This window comes from Kushneria konosiri (assembly GCF_002155145.1).
In the GTDB taxonomy this organism is placed as follows: Bacteria; Pseudomonadota; Gammaproteobacteria; order Pseudomonadales; family Halomonadaceae; genus Kushneria; species Kushneria konosiri.
This window is the reverse complement of record NZ_CP021323.1, coordinates 2,193,597-2,212,714: the sequence shown is the minus strand read 5'-3', so window position 1 is coordinate 2,212,714 and position 19,118 is coordinate 2,193,597. Positions and strand designations below refer to the sequence as shown.

The 19,118-nt window shown below is 61.7% G+C and carries 1 protein-coding gene; it reads right to left on the bottom strand.

What is annotated here, in order from left to right; translation table 11 throughout:
• Window positions 1-25: 25 nt before the first annotated feature.
• Complete coding sequence (locus tag B9G99_RS16685; RefSeq protein WP_158521485.1) at window positions 26-18,937, bottom strand: Ig-like domain-containing protein; 18,912 nt, start codon at window positions 18,935-18,937, stop codon at window positions 26-28.
• Between the last annotated feature and the right edge of the window lie 181 nt (window positions 18,938-19,118).

The window sequence follows — 19,118 nt, the reverse complement described above, 5'->3', positions numbered from 1 at the left end:
AAACCATCATCCGGGGAAACTTTCCCTAGCCGTCTAGGTTCGTCTTGAGATTGCCGTTGTCCAGCAGCGTCTTGATGATCTCCGTATCGGAATTGCCCAGAGTGGTGAAGTCCACGCCGCTGAACACGATCTTCTGTGTCACGCTGCCTCCCGGCCCGTCGGTCTTGATCTCGAGCGTCGAGCTGTTGCTGCCTGCCGTGCCCGGCGCCCCGCTCGCCTCGCCCTTGACGAAGTGCAGATACTGGGAAGCCAGACTGGCATCCTGGGCATTGCTGCCGCTGCCGCCGATATCAAGCAGATCCGATAGGTCGAGAACATCGCCACCGCTGCCACGGGTAAAGTCGGTAATGCGATCCACCGCTGGGCTGGCGCTGGTGCCCTGATCTCCTCGCATCCAGGCAAAGGTATCGCCGCCCTCTCCGCCGGTCAGAATATCGTTGCCTGAGCCCCCTGCCAGCAGATCGTTACCGGTACCGCCCTCCAGCAAATCGTTGCCGGCACCGCCGTAGATGCGGTCATTACCGGCATTGCCGCGCAGCGTATCGCTGCCACCGTAACCAAACAGAAGATCGTTGCCGTCTCCGCCGGTCAGGATGTCATTGCCGGTCGTTCCCAGTTCCAGATCAGCCCCGGCCGTTCCTCCAACGCTACTGCCGGAGACCACATTGACCGGAGTCCCGGCCCCCAGACCCAGCAGCTGGTTATTGCTGAGCGTGACCGTGTGGTCGCTGCTGTGCTGGCCATTGCCATCGACCGTGGCAAAGGTGAAGCCATCGGCTTTCGGGCCTGCATCGCCCGAAAACAGTCCAAACAGTGAGTAGGTTTTTTGATCCGTTGGGTTATAGGTCAGCGTAGTGGGATCAAATACCTTGCCGGACAACACATCGTTGGCCGTTACCATCGTGGTACCGGAATAGAGCACCCCGTTGATGGGAATCGAGGTAATCACCACACCGAGGTTTGAGCCGCTTTCCAGATCGTGCAATTTTCCCTGGCGAGCAAAATCGATGTACACCACATCACTGCTGATGCTGGTCGTGGTCAGCATGACCGTGAAATCGGACGCGGTCGGCGTCTGATTATGCGTACTGCCGGTCACCTGTATGGCAAGCGTCGCTGTGGCGGTGCCACCCTTGCCGTCGCTGACGGTGTAGCTGAAGGTGTCATCCGCCGTTTTGCCACCGAAAAGCGCGCGACTGGTGGGCCTATCAGGGTCAAGCCGGTAGCTGTAGCTGCCGTCGGCGCCGAGTGTCAGCGTGCCGTAAACGCCTTGGAGGATCGTACTGCCGCCCGCCGCCAATGCCGCCGAACTGCCAGCCACGCTGTTGGCCGCCCCGGTGACACTCAGCAGATCGCCACTGTCGATGTCACTGTCGTTGGCCAGCACATTGCCTGTGGCGGTGGGCACGCCTTCGGTCGCCAGTCCCACATTGCCTGCAGCACCATAGAGCACACCGCTGCCCAGACTTGTCAGTGCTGTCGGCGTACCCAAAGCGTGCGTATCCACGTTCATGGGTGTGGCCTTGTTGTCCGTGGTCATGATCAACAGATTGCCGCGGGCATCCTCGGCAAGCCCGTAGACCTGCGCCGGCATGGTCGCCACCAGTGATATCGAGCCACTTCCGATCGTGCCGTCACTGTTGATGGGCAGCTCATAGACTCGTCCGCTCTGGTCAGAGCTGTAGAGATGTCCTCCGACATATTGCAGATCGCCCCCTGACAGGAAGGGGCTGGTGGCCACCTGGGTCACTTTCAGTGTTATCGGATTAATCTGATAGAGACCGGTGTTGTTATAGCTGGCCGCCAGCAGCTGGCCACTGGGCATCAGCGTCAGGGCCGCCAGACCCAGCGTGCCCGCCAGATTGCCCAGCGAAGTGGCTACGCCGGTCGTGGCGTTGATGCTGTAGAGCGTGGTTCCCCCCGAGGTTGTCGAGTAGCTCACGCCAAACAGTCGCCCGGGCGTATTGCTGGTCGCAATATCCCCAAGCGTCGGTATGCTGCCACCCAGAGGGGTTTTGAGGGTCACACTGGTTTGTGTCCCTGTCGTCAGGTTCCAGGCTTCCAGGGTTCCTGTGTGAGTCGATAGATACACCACCTTCTGTTCGCCCTGACCGCTGACCGAGGCCGTATCCGCGACGGACACCGGTCCATCATTGACGCCGTTGACGGTCACGCGAATGGTCTGGGTCGAGCCGTCCGCCGCCTTGACGGTGAAGGTGTCGACTTTTGTCTGTCCCATGCCCAGTGACTGGGTGACCGAGTTGGGCACGCTATAGGTCCACTGTCCCTGGGCGTTGATGACCAGACTGCCCAGATTGCCCTGTGCCGGCGTGACACTGGTCGGGTCGATGGCGACCTGCTGATTCTGGCTGTCGACCAGCAACAGCGTATCGGTTGTGGTCAGCGTATCGGGGGACTGATCTTCCGTCACACTGCCGCGATCCGGACTGGCGGCAAACACCGCCACGTTCTGGGTCACGGAAGTGGACGCCTGCCCTCCCTGAACACCGGTAGCCGTCGCCGTGAACACCATTGGAATCACGCCCACGAAGCCTGACGGCGGCAGCAGTTTCAAATCGGGCAGCGACCAGCCCTCAAGAGATACCGACTGAGTGGCTGACGTGATTGTGATGCTGTGGCCGGCCCCATCGCTGAGCACTGAGCCCACCGGCAGATTGCTGGCCGAGATCGACAGCGTTTCGCTGCCGATCGTGTCGGTCAGTGCCGCCACCGGCGTGCCCAGCTCGATACGGGTTCCGGTCATGCCCTGATTTTCATGTACCGGGTAATAACTGATGCCGGCGTCAACGCTCAGCGGTGAGAAGGAAAGCTGCGCACCGATCAGGGTGTCCGGGCTGTCATAAAGGCCAAAGTTCAGCGATGACAGTGGCAGCAGCGCGCCGCCATCGACGCTCAGCCCGATCGAGAAGGTCTGCGCGGAGGTTGAGGTATTGGCCACATACAGCTCGACCGGATAGTAGCCACTGGCGGTGGGCGTGAAGGACACCGAGTTGTAGGTGCCGCCCAGCGAGGTACTGGCCAGCAGGGCCTGCCCCCCGACCGACAGTAGCGCTCCGCCATGAGCGCTGCCGCTGAAGGTGTAGGTATGCCCGGCTTCCAGGTAGATCATGCCCTGGCTGGCATAGGCATTACCTGCGGCAATCGAGGTGTTGAGCCCGGTCGAGGCAGTCGTTGAGGTGGTTGGCACCAGCGCGCCAAGAAGATCCAGTTCACCGACGTCAACCGAGGAGACCGTTGAGCCTGTCTCGGTAAGGACCTCACCGGTGCTGGTCACCAGCCCCCCAAGCAAGGAGCCACTGCCGCCCAGCAGCGTGCCTGCATCGGTTAAAAGCGTACCAGCACCGCCGATGGCACCGCCGAGACTGGTAATGATGTTGCCCAGAGTGTCCGTCAGCAGCGATGCCGCGCCCTGATAGACATCGGCAATCAGACCCAGCGAGCCGCCCAGAATGCTGCCGCTACCAGTGCTCTGATCGACGACCTGAATGGTCGGCGCATCCACATTACCGGTCACGGTCACCGTCAGAGTGGTATCGGCCGAGCCTCCCTGACCGTCGCTGACGGTATAGGTAATCGAGGTGGTCTGCTGACTGCCCTCGGCCAGCGCCTGAAACGCCGTTCCCGGATTGAAGGTATAGCTGCCGTCGGCATTGAGAATAAAGCTGCCGCCATTGCTGCCGGCCACCGCCTGCCCGACGCCTGCCGACGAGCCATTGACAGCGCTGACGCTGAGAGCGGCCGAGGCATCCGGGTCCTGATCATTGCTCAATACCCCTTGTGCGGCATTCACCACCAGCGCATTGTCTTCATCGATCATTCCAGTGTCAGCCACGGCCTCGACCGGACTGTTTTTGCCGACAACAGTGACTGTAATGGTATGCGTCGTGCCATCCAGCGAGGACACGGTGAAGGTTTCCACCTTCGTTTGCCCCGCGCCCAGATAGGCAATAACACTGTTGAGCACGCTATACACCCACTGCCCGTCAGCGGCCAGCGTGAGACTCCCCAGCGTACCGGCCGGTGATGTCACACTTGATGGATCAAAGGCAGCTTCATCGACGTCAGCATCACGAATGGTCAGCACGCCGCTGGTGACCAGCATTGGATCGGCGCTTTCACCGCCAGAGTCCGGCAGGCTGATCAGTGCCCCACCGGCCTCGCCAGTCAGATTGACCACGATGGTATGCAGATTGCCGAGTACGTCGGTCACGGTGAATATCTCGGGCTTGACGACCCCGATGCCCAGCGACAGCGTGGCGCTCTGGTCAACGTGATAGGTCCACTTGCCGGTAGCATCGATCGTCAATGCGCCGAGATTGCCATCGCTTGAGACAACGCTAACTGGATCCAGCGAAACACTGAGCCCAACATCGAGCTGACCGCCCTGGGCCAGCAGCCCATCCAGAACAGGAAGACCGACTGTCGTGCCATTGGCCGTACCCACCAGATTGACCGTGACCTGGTGCAACTGACCATTGCTATCCAGCACGCTGAAGGTTTCCACCCTGATCTGACCTTCAGCCAGCGTCGGCAGCAGGCCATTATCGATGCCATAACTGATATTGCCCGACACATCGATCGACAGATGCCCCAGTGTTCCCAGCGCCGGCAGAATGGAGGTCGACAGCAGTGAAATACTGCCCAGCAAACCGTCCAGAAGCCCGCCGAAGGAGGCCAGGCTGCTGCTCAATACCGACGTGTCACTGGTGGGCACGACTTCCGTGACCACGCCGGTATCCTGCCCACCGATCACGGCGGGGTTATTGACGCCGTTGATCGTGACGGTGATGGTCTGCGCGGTACCGTCCACGGTATAGACTGTAAAGATTTCTTCCCGAGTCTCGCCCTCATTGAGATAGCGCACCTGATCGTTATCGACCTGATACTGCCACTGCCCATCGGGCGTAATGGTCAGCGTCCCCAGCGTATCGGGCGCCGCCTGAATGCTCTCCGGGACAAAGGCACTTTCGTCGGTATCGATATCGCTGACATTCAATACACCCGAGGTCGTCAGTATTGTCGGAGTACTTCCGCCCGTTTCCCCAACAACCATATCCCCCGGGCCAGCCAGCACGGGAACCCCGCCCGTCCCCACCAGATTGATTGTGACGCTGTGCGTATTGCCGGCAGCATCCAGGTAATTGAAGACCTCAGCGCGGATTTCTCCTTTCGCCAGCACCGGTGCACTACCACTGAGCAGGCTATAAACGAAACGCCCGTCGAGACCGATCGTCAGCGTGCCCAGAGCCCCGAGCGCCGGAATGGCTTCGCCCGGATTCACTGTCACACCGGCCTCGAGCGACAGCTCGCCGGAGAGATCCAGCGTATCCCCTACCAGCCCATCGATGATGGGCTGACCAACCACAGCGCCCTGAGCCGTACCGACCAGAGCGACGCTGACCGAATGGGTATTGCCCAGCGTATCGGTGAACTCGAACAGATCGACCCTGACCTGACCTTCGGCCAGCGTGGCAAGGCTGGATCGATCAATCTGATAGCTGAAGCTGCCATCGGTATTGATATTCAAAAGCCCCAGCGTGCCGACGCCCGGAATCACCGTACTGGGCAGAATGCTCAGGTTGAGCAGCCCGGAAAGCGTATCGGTCAACGAGCCGGCCATCGTATACAGCTCATTGCTTGTGACCTGCTCACTTTCCTGAGCCTGCGTAATGGTCGCTTCCGTCACACTACCGGTAGCTGTACCGGTGATGACCGGCAGATCATTGGTGCCTGTAACGGTCACGATCAGGGTGGTGGTACTGGCATTACCCTGTGCATCGCTGACCGTATAACGAATCTGGGTGGTGGCGGTTTGCCCGGCCGGCAGATAGTCAAAGGCGTCGCCGGGCTGGAACTGATAGCTGCCATCCGCTGCAACCGTAAACTGCCCGCCATTGGAACCTGCAATCTGCTGTCCGACGCTGCCGACGTCATCATTGATCGCCACGACTCGCAGCGTCGCATTGTCGCTGTCCGGGTCCGTGTCATTGGCCAGTACGCCATTGGCCGCATCCACCGTCAGGATGACATCCTGCTCGGTGCTGCCGGTATCCGCCTGAGCCTCCGGCGGCAGAACATCCGTTTGGTAATCACGAGTCGTTTCGGCACTACCGACATTACCGGCGACGTCGGTATGCGAAACAGACGCACTGACGGTATTGGTCCCCGCAGCGGCAAGCACACTGCCCGGAACGGCCACGCTGAACGCGCCGTTCTGCCCCACGATGGTGGTGTAACTCTGACCACCGACCGAGACGGTGACGGTGTCACCTGCCGCGGCGTCCCCACCGGCCTGACCGGTGATGGCGACGTCCTGCCCGGATTCCGCGGCGTTGATCACGTCATCGCCCGCAATGGTATCGAGACTGATGGTGACGATCGGCGCGGTGGTATCGACGCTGTAGCTAACCGCGGTGTTGGCCGAGCCGATATTGCCGGCCGCATCGGTGTGATTGACGACCGCCTGCAGCGAATTATTGGCGGCAAGCTGCGAGCCGGGCACGTTGATCGAAAACGTGCCGTCGGCATTCACGGCACCGGTATAGGTCTGATCGCCCACCGTCAGTGTGACGGTATCGCCCACCACAAACTCGCCGCTGACCGAACCAGTTACCGGAATATCGAGCCCTGATTCCTCAGCTTTGACGATGTTGTCGCCGGCGATGGTGTCCAGCGTGATCGACAGCGCCGGCGGTGTGGTGTCGACGGTGTAATCGCGACTGGTGTCGGCGCTGCCAACGTTACCGGCCGCATCAACATGACTGACCGAAGCCGACACGGTGTTGGTGCCGGCCTGCGCCAGCACCGAGCCCGGTACGGCCACGCTGAACGTGCCGTTCTGACCCACGGTGGTGGTGTAGCTCTGACCGCCGGCCGAGACGGTGACGGTATCACCGGCCACGGCGTCCCCGCCGGCCTGACCGGTGATGGTGACGTCCTGTCCGGCTTCCGTGGCGTTAAGAACGTCATCGCCCGCGATGGTGTCGAGGCTGATGGTGACGACGGGCGCGTCAGTGTCGACGCCGTAGCTGACCGCGGTGTTGGCCGAACCGATATTGCCGGCGGCATCGGTGTGACTGACACTCGCCTGCACGGCGTCATTAGCAGCAAGCTGCGAGCCCGGTACGTTGATCGAGAACGTGCCGTCGGCATTCACGGCGCCGGTGTAGCTCTGATCACCCACCGTCAGCGTGACGGTATCGCCGGCCGCAAACTCGCCCGAAACGGCGCCCGTGACCGGAATGCTCTGACCGGCCTCGTCGGCATTGACGATATTGTCCCCAGCGATCGTATCCAGTGTGATCGACAGCGCCGGGGGCGTGATATCGACGGTGTAATCGCGGGTTATCTCAGCACTGCCAACGTTACCGGCCGCATCAACATGACTGACCGAAGCCGACACGGTACTGGTGCCCGCAGCGGCAAGCACACTGCCCGGTACGGCCACGCTGAACGCGCCGTTCTGACCCACGGTGGTGGTATAGCTCTGACCGCCGACCGAGACGATGACGGTGTCACCCGCCACGGCATCACCACCGGCCTGACCGGTGATGGCAACGTCCTGCCCGGATTCCGTGGCGTTAAGAACGTCATCGCCGGCGATGGTATCGAGGCTGATGATGACGATCGGGGCAGCGGTATCGACGCTATAGCTGGCCGCGGTATTGGCAGAGCCGATATTCCCCGCGGCATCGGTGTGACTGATGACTGCCTGCACCGAGTCATTGGCAGCAAGCTGTGAGCCCGGCACGTTAATCGAGAACGTGCCGTCGGCATTCACGGCGCCAGTGTAGTTCTGATCGCCGACCGTCAGGGTGACGGTATCACCGGCCGCAAACTCACCGCTGACCGACCCGGTCACCGGAATATCGAGCCCTGATTCCTCAGCATTGACGATGTTGTCACCGGCAATGGTATCAAGAGTGATCGAAAGCGCCGGTGGTGTGGTGTCCACCGCGTAGTCACGACTGGTATCGGCGCTACCGACGTTGCCTGCCACATCGGTATGCGAGACGGACGCACTGACGGTATTGATCCCCGCAGTAGCCAGCACCGAGCCGGATACGGCCACGCTAAACGTGCCGTTCTGACCCACGGTGGTGGTGTAGCTCTGCCCACCGACCGAGACCGTGACGGTGTCACCTGCCACGGCATCCCCACCGGCCTGACCGGTGATGGCAACGTCCTGTCCGGATTCCGTGGCGTTAAGAACGTCATCACCTGCGATGGTATCGAGGCTGATGGTGACCACGGGGGCGTCGGTATCGACGGTGTAATCGCGGCTGGTGTCGGCGCTGCCAACGTTACCGGCGGCGTCAACATGACTGACCGAAGCAGACACAGTGTTGGTGCCCGCAGCGGCAAGCACACTGCCCGGCACCGCGACGCTGAACGAACCGTTCTGCCCTACCGTGGTGGTGTAGCTCTGACCACCAACCGAGACGGTGACGGTATCGCCAGCCACGGCGTCTCCACCGGCCTGACCGGTGATGGCAACGTCCTGATCGGCTTCCGCGGCGTTAAGAACGTCATCGCCGGCGATGGTGTCGAGGCTGATGGTGACGACGGGCGCGTCAGTGTCGACGCTATAGCTGGCCGCGGTATTGGCAGAGCCGATATTCCTCGCGGCATCGGTGTGACTGATGACTGCCTGCACCGAGTCATTGGCAGCAAGCTGCGAGCCCGGCACGTTGATCGAGAACGTACCGTCGGCGTTCACCGCGCCAGTGTAGGTCTGATTGCCAACCGTCAGGGTGACGGTATCGCCCGCCACAAAATCGCCTGAAACGGTGCCCGTGACAGGGATAGTCTGATTCGACTCGTCGGCGTTGACGATGTTGTCGCCAGCAATCGTATCCAGCGTGATCGACAGTGTCGGGGGCGTGATATCGACGGTGTAATCGCGGCTGGTGTCGGCACTGCCGACGTTGCCAGCTGCATCAACATGACTGACCGAAGCAGACACAGTGCTGGTGCCAGCCTGAGCTAGTACCGCACCCGGTACGGACACGCTGAACGCACCATTCTGCCCTACGGTAGTGGTGTAGTTCTGACCACCGACCGAGACGGTGACGGTGTCACCGGCCACCGCGTCCCCACCGGCCTGGCCGGTAATGGCAACATCCTGACCGGCTTCCGCGGCGTTGATCACGTCATCGCCCGCGATGGTATCGAGGCTGATGGTGACCACGGGTGCGTCGGTATCGACGCTGTAACTGGCCGCAGTATTGGCCGAGCCGACATTACCGGCCGCATCGGTGTGACTGATGACTGCCTGCACCGAGTCATTGGCAGCAAGCTGCGAGCCCGGCACGTTGATCGAGAATGTACCGTCGGCATTGACCGAACCGGTGTAGCTCTGATCACCCACCGTCAGGGTGACGGTATCGCCGGCCGCAAATTCGCCGGAAACTGATCCCGTGACCGGAATGCTCTGACCGGCCTCTTCAGAATTGACGATGTTGTCGCCGGCAATGGTATCGAGTGCGATCGACAGCGCCGGCGGTGCGGTATCCACCGAGTAGTCACGACTGGTCTCAGCACTGCCAACGTTACCGGCGGCATCAACATGACTGACCGAAGCAGACACAGTGCTGGTGCCAGCCTGGGCCAGTACCGCACCCGGTACGGACACGCTAAACGCACCGTTCTGACCCACGGTGGTGGTGTAACTCTGACCGCCGACCGAGACCGTGACGGTGTCACCAGCCACGGCGTCATCACCGGCCTGACCGGTGATGGCAACATCCTGACCGGCTTCCGCGGCGTTGATCACATCATCGCCCGCGATGGTATCGAGGCTGATGGTGACCACGGGAGCGTCGGTATCGACGCTGTAATCGCGGGTCGTATCGGCGCTGCCAACGTTACCCGCAACATCCGTATGCGAAACAGAGGCACTGATCGTGTTGGTGCCCGCAGCGGCAAGCACACTGCCCGGCACCGCGACGCTGAACGCACCGTTCTGCCCCACGGTGGTGGTATAGCTCTGCCCACCGGCCGAGACGGTGACGGTGTCACCCGCCAAGGCGTCACCACCGGCCTGACCGGTGATGGCAACCTCCTGCCCGGCTTCCGACGAGTTGATCACGTCATCGCCCGCGATGGTATCGAGGCTGATGATGACGACCGGCGCATCAGTATCGACGCTATAGCTGACGGCGGTATTGGCCGAGCCGGTATTCCCCGCGGCGTCGGTATGGCTGATGGCAGCACTAATGGAGGTATTCTGTGCCAGCTGACTGCCCGGCACATTAATCGAGAACGTACTGTCGGCGTTGACCGAACCGGTATAGGTCTGGTCGCCCACCGTCAGGGTGACGGTATCGCCCGCCACAAACTCACCGCTGACCGACCCGGTCACCGGGATACTCTGAACGGCCTCGTCGGCGTTGACGATGTTGTCACTGGCAATGGTGTCCAGCGTGATTGACAGCGCCGGTGTTGCGGTATCCACCGAGTAGTCACGCGTAGTCTCGGCACTGCCGACGTTACCGGCGGCATCAACATGACTGACCGAAGCCGACACGGTGTTGGTGCCCGCAGCGGCCAATACCGCACCGGGCACCGCGACGCTGAACACGCCGTTCTGACCCACGGTGGTGGTATAGCTCTGCCCACCGACCGAGACGGTGACGGTGTCACCAGCCACGGCGTCTCCACCGACCTGACCGGTGATGGCAACGTCCTGCCCGGCTTCCGACGCGTTAATCACGTTATCGCCTGCGATGGTATCCAACGAGATCGTGACGGTTGGCGCATCGGCATCGACGCTGTAGCTGACCGCGGTATTGGCCGAGCCGATATTACCGGCCGCGTCGGTGTGACTGACGGCAGCACTGATGGACGTGTTCTGGGCCAGCTGGCTGCCCGGCACGCTAATCGAGAAGGTACCGTCGGCATTCACGGCGCCGGTGTAGCTCTGATTGCCAACCGTCAGGGTGACGGTGTCGCCCGCCACAAACTCGCCGCTGACCGACCCGGTCACCGGGAGGGACTGGTTCGACTCATCGGCGTTGACGATGTTGTCCCCGGCAATGGTGTCGAGTGTGATCGACAGCGCCGGCGCGGTAGTGTCGACGGTGTAATCTCGAGTGGCCTCAGCGCTGCCAACATTACCAGCGGCATCAACATGACTGGCCGAAGCCGACACGGTGTTGGTGCCGGCCTGTGCCAGCACTGATCCCGGCACCGCGACGCTGAACGCACCGTTCTGACCCACGGTGGTGGTGTAACTCTGACCACCGACCGAGACGGTGACGGTGTCACCGACCACGGCATCTCCACCGGCCTGACCGGTGATGGCAACGTCCTGCCCGGCTTCCGCGGCGTTGATCACGTCATCGCCGGCGATGGTATCGAGGCTGATGGTGACCACGGGCGCTGCAGTGTCGACGCCGTAGCTGACGGCGTTGTTGGCCGAGCCGATATTCCCCGCGGCATCGGTGTGACTGATGACGGCCTGCATGGCGTCATTGGCGGCAAGCTGTGAGCCCAGCACGTCGATTGAGAAGGTGCCATCGGCATTAACGGCGCCGGTATAGGTCTGATCGCCGACCGTCAGGGTGACGGTATCGCCCGCCACAAACTCGCCGGAAACGCTGCCCGTGACCGGGATGGTCTGACCAGCCTCGTCGACGTTGACGATGTTGTCGCCAGCAATCGTATCCAGCGTGACCGACAGCGCCGGCGGTGTGGTGTCGACGGTGTAATCGCGACTGGTGTTGGCACTACCGACGTTACCGGCCGCATCAACATGATTGACTGAAGCCGACACGGTGCTGGTGCCCGCAGCGGCCAGTACCGCGCCCGGCACCGCGACGCTGAACGCGCCGTTCTGCCCCACGGCAGTGGTGTAGCTCTGACCACCGACCGAGACGGTGACGGTGTCACCGGCCGCGGCATCACCACCGGTCTGACCGGTGATGGCAACATCCTGACCGGCTTCCGCGGCGTTGATCACGTCATCGCCAGCGATGGTATCGAGGCTGATGGTGACGATCGGGGCAGCGGCATCGACGCTATAGCTGGCCGCGGTATTGGCAGAGCCGATATTCCCCGCGACATCGGTGTGACTGATGACTGCCTGCACCGAGTCATTGGCAGCAAGCTGCGAGCCCGGCACGTTGATTGAGAACGTGCCGTCAGCATTCACGGCGCCAGTATAGGTCTGGTCGCCGACCGTCAGGATGACGGTATCGCCGGCCGCAAACTCGCCCGAAACGGATCCCGTGACCGGGATGCTCTGACCGGACTCGTCGGCGTTGACGATGTTGTCGCCAGCAATCGTATCCAGCGTGACCGACAGCGCCGGCGGCGTGGTATCAACAGCGTAATCGCGACTGGTTGTAGCACTACCGACGTTACCCGCGGCATCAGCATGGCTGATGATAGCGATAACGGGGCTGCCCTGAGCCTCTGCCAGTGCGCTGCCAGGCACCGCAACGTTGAACGCGCCGTTCTGCCCCACGGTGGTGGTGTAACTCTGACCAACGACCGAGACCGTGACAGAGTCACCAGCAACGGCGTCTCCGCCTGCCTGGCCGGTGATGGCGACGTCTTGCCCGGCTTCCGCCGCATTGACGACGTCATCGCCGGCGATGGTATCGAGGCTGATGGTGACCACGGGCGCGTCAGTGTCGACGCCGTAGCTGACAGCGGTGTTGGCGGAGCCTGTATTGCCCGCGGTATCGGTATGACTGACGGCAGCGCTAATGGCGCTGTTCTGTGCCAGCTGACTGCCCGGCACGTTGATCAAGAACGTGCCGTCGGCATTCACGGCGCCGGTGTAGGTCTGATCGCCCACCGTCAGGGTGACGGTATCGCCCGCGACATATTCACCACTGACCGTACCCGTGACCGGGAGGGCCTGATTCGCCTCGTCAGCGTTAACGATGTTGTCGCCGGCGATGGTGTCCAGCGTGATCGACAGCGCCGGCGGTGTAGTGTCCACCGCGTAGTCACGACTGGTGTCGGCGCTGCCGACATTGCCGGCCGCATCGGTATGCGAAACGGACGCACTGACGGTATTGGCACCCGCAGCGGCCAGCACACTGCCCGGCACCGCGACGCTGAACGCACCGTTCTGACCCACGGTCGTGGTGTAGCTCTGACCGCCGACCGAGACCGTGATGGTGTCGCCAGCCACGGCGTCCCCGCCGGCCTGACCGGTGATGGCAATATCCTGCCCGGCTTCCGCGGCGTTGATCACGTCATCGCCGGCGATGGTATCGAGGCTGATGGTGACGACGGGCGCGTCAGTGTCGACGCCGTAGCTGACCGCGGTGTTGGCAGAGCCGATATTACCGGCCGCGTCGGTGTGACTGACGGCAGCACTGATGGAGGTATTCTGTGCCAGCTGACTGCCCGGCACGCTGATCGAGAACATGCCGTCGGCATTCACGGTACCGGTGTAGCTCTGATCACCCACTGTCAGGGTGACGGTATCGCCCGCCGCAAACTCGCCCGAAACGGCGCCCGTGACCGGGATACTCTGACCGGCCTCATCGGCGTTGACGATGTTGTCGCCGGCGATGGTGTCCAGCGCAATCGTCAGCACTGGCGCGGTAGCGTCGACGCTGTAATCGCGCGAGGTGTCGGCGCTGCCGACATTGCCGGCCGCATCGGTATGCGAAACGGACGCACTGATCGTGTTGGTGCCCGCAGTAGCCAGTACCGCGCCCGGCACGGCGACGCTAAACGTGCCGTTCTGCCCCACGGTGGTGGCGTAACTCTGACCGCCGACCGAGACGGTGACGGTGTCACCGGCCACGGCGTCTCCGCCGGCCTGACCGGTGATGGCAACATCCTGATCGGCTTCCGTGGCGTTGATCACATCATCACCCGCGATGGTATCCAGGCTGATGGTGACGATCGGGACATCGGTGTCGACGCCATAGCTGACGGCGTTGTTGGCCGAGCCGATATTACCGGCCGCATCGGTGTGACTGACGGCAGCACTGATGGAGGTATTCTGTGCCAGCTGACTGCCGGGCACGTTGATCGAGAACATGCCGTCGGCATTCACGGCACCAGTGTAGTTCTGGTCGCCGATCGTCAGGGTGACGGTATCACCGGCCGCAAACTCGCCCGAAACGGATCCTGTCACCGGGATGGTCTGACCAGCCTCGTCGGCGTTAACGATGTTGTCGCCGGCAAGGGTATCCAGCGTGATCGACAGCGTCGGAGTTGCGGTATCCACCGAGTAGTCACGACTGGTCTCAGCACTGCCAACGTTACCGGCGGCATCAACATGACTGACCGAAACCGACACGGTGTTGGTGCCGGCCTGCGCCAGCGCTGATCCCGGGACCGCGACGCTGAACGCACCATTCTGCCCTATCGTGGTGGTGTAACTCTGACCGCCGACCGAGACGGTGACGGTGTCACCGGCCACGGCGTCACCGCCGACCTGACCGGTGATGGCGACATCCTGATCGGCTTCCGTGGCGTTAAGAACGTCATCGCCCGCGATGGTATCGAGGCTGATGGTAACCACAGGGGCGTCGGTATCGACGCTGTAACTGGCCGCAGTATTGGCCGAGCCGACATTACCGGCCGCGTCAATGTGACTGACACTAGCCTGCACGGCGTCATTGGCAGCAAGCTGCGAGCCCGGCACGTTAATCGAGAACGTGCCGTCGGCATTCACGGCGCCGGTGTAGCTCTGATCACCCACCGTCAGGGTGACGGTATCGCCGGCCACAAACTCGCCAGATACAGAACCCGTGACCGGAATGCTCTGACCGGCCTCGTCGGCGTTGAGGATGTTGTCCCCGGCAATCGTATCGAGTGCGATCGACACCGCCGGCGCGGTAGTGTCGACGGTGTAATCGCGCGAGGTGTCGGCGCTGCCAGCGTTGCCGGCCGCATCGGTATGTGAGACAGATGCACTGATCGTGTTGGTGCCCGCAGCGGCCAGCACACTGCCCGGTACCGTAACGCTGAACGCGCCGTTCTGACCCACGGTCGTGGTATAGGTCTGACCACCCACCGAGACGGTGACGGTGTCACCCGCCACGGCATCACCACCGGCCTGACCGGTGATGGCAACATCCTGATCAGCTTCTGTGGCGTTAAGAACATCATCGCCGGCGATGGTATCGAGGCTGATGGTGACGACCGGCGCAGCGGTATCGACGCTATAGCTGACGGCGGTATTGGCCGAGCCGGTATTCCCCGCGGCGTCGGTATGGCTGATGGCAGCACTAATGGAGGTATTCTGTGCCAGCTGACTGCCCGGCACATTAATCGAGAACGTACCGTCGGCGTTGACCGAACCGGTATAGGTCTGGTCGCCCACCGTCAGCGTGACGGTATCGCCCGCCACAAACTCGCCGCTGACCGAACCAGTTACCGGAATATCGAGCCCTGATTCCTCAGCGTTGACGATATTGTCGCCAGCAATGGTATCCAGCGTGATGGACAGCGCCGGCAGTGCGGTATCAACGGCGTAATCGCGACTGGTCTCGGCGCTGCCAACGTTACCTGCCACATCCGTATGCGAAACAGAGGCACTGATCGTGTTGGTACCCGCAGCGGCCAGTATCGAGCCGGGTATGGCCACGCTGAACGCGCCATTCTGACCCACGGTGGTGGTGTAACTCTGACCACCCATCGAGACGGTGACGGTGTCACCCGTCACGGCATCACCACCGGCCTGACCGGTGATGGCAACGTCCTGACCGGCTTCCGTAGCGTTAAGAACGTCATCGCCTGCGATAGTGTCGAGGCTGATGGTGACGATCGGCGCAGCGGTATCGACGCTGTAGCTGACCGCGGTGTTGGCCGAACCGATATTGCCGGCGGCGTCGGTATGACTGACGGCAGCGCTGATGGACGTGTTCTGGGCCAGCTGGCTGCCGGGCACATTGATCAAGAACGTGCCGTCGGCATTCACGGCGCCGGTGTAGCTCTGACCGCCGACCGAGACGGTGACGAGGTCACCTGCGACGTATTCGCCGCTGACCGTACCCGTGACAGGGAGGGTCTGATTCGACTCATCAGCATTGACGATGTTGTCACCGGCAATCGTATCGAGTGTGATCGACAGCGCCGGCGGTGTAGTGTCGACGGTGTAATCGCGACTGGTGTCGGCACTGCCGACATTGCCCGCCGCATCGGTATGCGAAACGGACGCACTGACGGTATTGGTGCCCGCAGCGGCCAGCACACTGCCTGGCACCGCAACGCTGAAGGCACCGTTCTGAACCACGGTGGTGGTATAGGTCTGACCACCGATCGAGACCGTGATGGTGTCACCGGCCACTGCATCACCGCCGGCCTGACCGGTGATGGCAACATCCTGATCGGCTTCTGTGGCATTAACCACGTCATCGCCCGCAATGGTGTCGAGGCTGATCGTGATCAAGGGCGTGGTAGCGTCGACGGTGTAATCGCGACTGGTCTCCGCGCTGCCGACGTTACCGGTGGCATCAATATGACTGACCGAAGCAGACACAGTGTTGGCACCAGCCTGGATCAGTACCGAACCCGGAACCGCGACACTGAACGTGCCGTTCTGTCCCACGGTAGCGGTGTAGCTCTGACCACCGACCGTGGCGGTGACGGTATCACCGGCCACGGCGTCCCCGCCGGCCTGACCGGTGATGGCAACGTCCTGCCCGGCTTCCGCAGCGTTGATCACGTCATCACCCGCGATGGTATCGAGGTTGATGGTGACCACGGGCGCGTTGGTATCGACGCTGTAGCTAACTGCGGTGTTGGCCGAACTGATATTGCCGGCGGCATCAGCGTGGCTAACCCCGGCAGTCATGGACGTGTTCTGTGCCAGCTGGCTGCCGGGCACGTTGATCGAGAACGTGCCTTCGGCGTTTACCGCGCCAGTGTAGGTCTGATTGCCAACCGTCAGCGTGACGATATCGCCAGCGTTAAACTCGCCGGAAACGGCGCCGGTAACAGGGATAGTCTGGCTCGATTCATCGGCGTTGATGATGTTGTCGCCGGCGATCGTATCCAGGGTGATCGACAGGGCAGGTGGCGTGGCATCCACCACATACTCACGCGAGGTCGTGGCACTGCCGACGTTACCCGCGGCATCAGTGTGGCTGATGACAGCGATAACGGGGCTGCCCTGAGCCTCTGCCAGTGCATTACCGGGCACCGCAACGTTGAACCGAAGGTCCTGATCAACCGTTGCAGTGAATTGCGCCTCTCCAACCAGAATTGTGACCCGATCGCCAACGGCGGCGTCACCACCTACAACGCCTGTCAGTTCAATCGGCTGACGGGATTCTTCAGCACTGACAATGTCGTCAACGGCAATTGGATCAAGCTGAATGGTCGGCGATGGGGCGTCAAGATCGACACTATAAGGACGGGTAGAGCTGGCAGTAACGCTGACATTTCCTTCCTCATGCGTCAGCGTCACGGTCGCCGAGGGATTATTGATCAGCAGTGAACCGGGTACCGAAATGGAAAACGACAGGTTGTCGTCAAGCGTCGTTGAGTAGGTAGCTTCACCAATGGTGACGGTTATGGCATCACCAGCAGTGGCGTCTTCGCCACCCCGACCCGTCAACGCAACAGTTCCCTGGGACTCTGCCTGATTGACAACATCATCAACGGCGATGGCATCAAGTGCTACCGTCACCACAGGCGTTCTGGAAGGTGTGGTCGTGTCGCCGCCATCGGTCGGATCGACCGGTGTAGTCGTACCACCGCCATCCGTTGGGTCAGTGGGCGTGGTCGTGCCATCGCCATCGGTCGGATCGACCGGCGTGGTCGTACCACCGCCATCGGTCGGATCGACCGGCGTGTTCGTACCACCGCCATCCGTTGGGTCAGCGGGCGTGGTCGTGCCATCACCATCAGTCGGGTCGACCGGTGCGGTCGTACCACCGCCATCCGTTGGGTCAGTGGGCGTGGTCGTGCCACCGCCATCGGTCGGATCGACCGGCGTGGTCGTACCATCGCCATCCGTTGGGTAAGTGGGCGTGGTCGTGCCACCGCCATCGGCCGGATCGACCGGCGTGATCGTACCATCGCCATCCGTTGGGTCAGTGGGCGTGGTCGTACCATCGCCATCCGTCGGATCGGTGGGCGTCGTTGTGCTGCCACCATCGGTTGGTACGGTGGGTGTGGTCGTGCTGCCGCCATTGGTCGGATCGGTGGGCGTGGTTGTGCTACCGCCATTGGCTGGATCGTTGGGCGTAGTCGGTGTGTTCTCGTCAGACGGATCTGTAGGCGTGGTCGTGTCGCCGCCATCGTTTGGTGCGGTGGGTGTGGCCGTGCTGCCGCCATCGGTCGGATCGGTGGGCGTGGTTATGCTATCGCCATTGGCTGGATCGCTGGGCGTGGTCGGTGTGTTCTCGTCAGACGGATCTGTAGGCGTGTTCGTGCCGCCGTTATCGGTCGGGGCGGTGGGCGTGATTGTGTCGCCGCTATCAACAGGAGCTGTCGCAGCATTGTCCGCTTCGGCGCTATTTGAAAAGCTGTTGAAGGTAGAGGGCGTGGTGCCGGTATCTTCGAAACTGGCGCTGTAACGGTATTCGGTCTGCTGCTGACGACCACTGCGATCCACGTCAAAAGGCTGAGAGAACCCTCCGCCCTGAGAAGCGTCGCCACCACCAGCGTCAGATGCAGCACCGGCGGCCGGTGCCTGCTGTACCTGAGTAGGATCCTGCCCGGCGGCAATGGCGGCCTGCAGCGCAGCAATTTCAGGGTCGACCCCTGTCGGCTGTTGCGTGACAAGCTCCGGTACGTTTTCGGTGCTGACCAGAGTGGCGGGCTGTCCGGCGCTTAGGCTCAGGACGTTGCCATCCGCCATAACGATGCGGCCCCCATCGGCTGCAACCAACACAGCATTTTCCGGCAACACCATTCCCTGAATGACCAGCGTCCGTGGATCCAGCAACCAGACCACGCCATCAACGCGTGCAACCGTGTAAGCAGCCATAACGTTCGTCCCTTGTCCCGCCATATTGCTGACAAATTTCAGCACCGGTGAATATATAGCGATCGATGCCTTGTTTTAATCGTCGATTAACGATTCTTCTACGCTTCAATCCCTGCTTTTAATTAATTCTATAAGCCATAAAAGTATCAGCCAGAAATAGTATTCATAAAGTCTTTCTAAA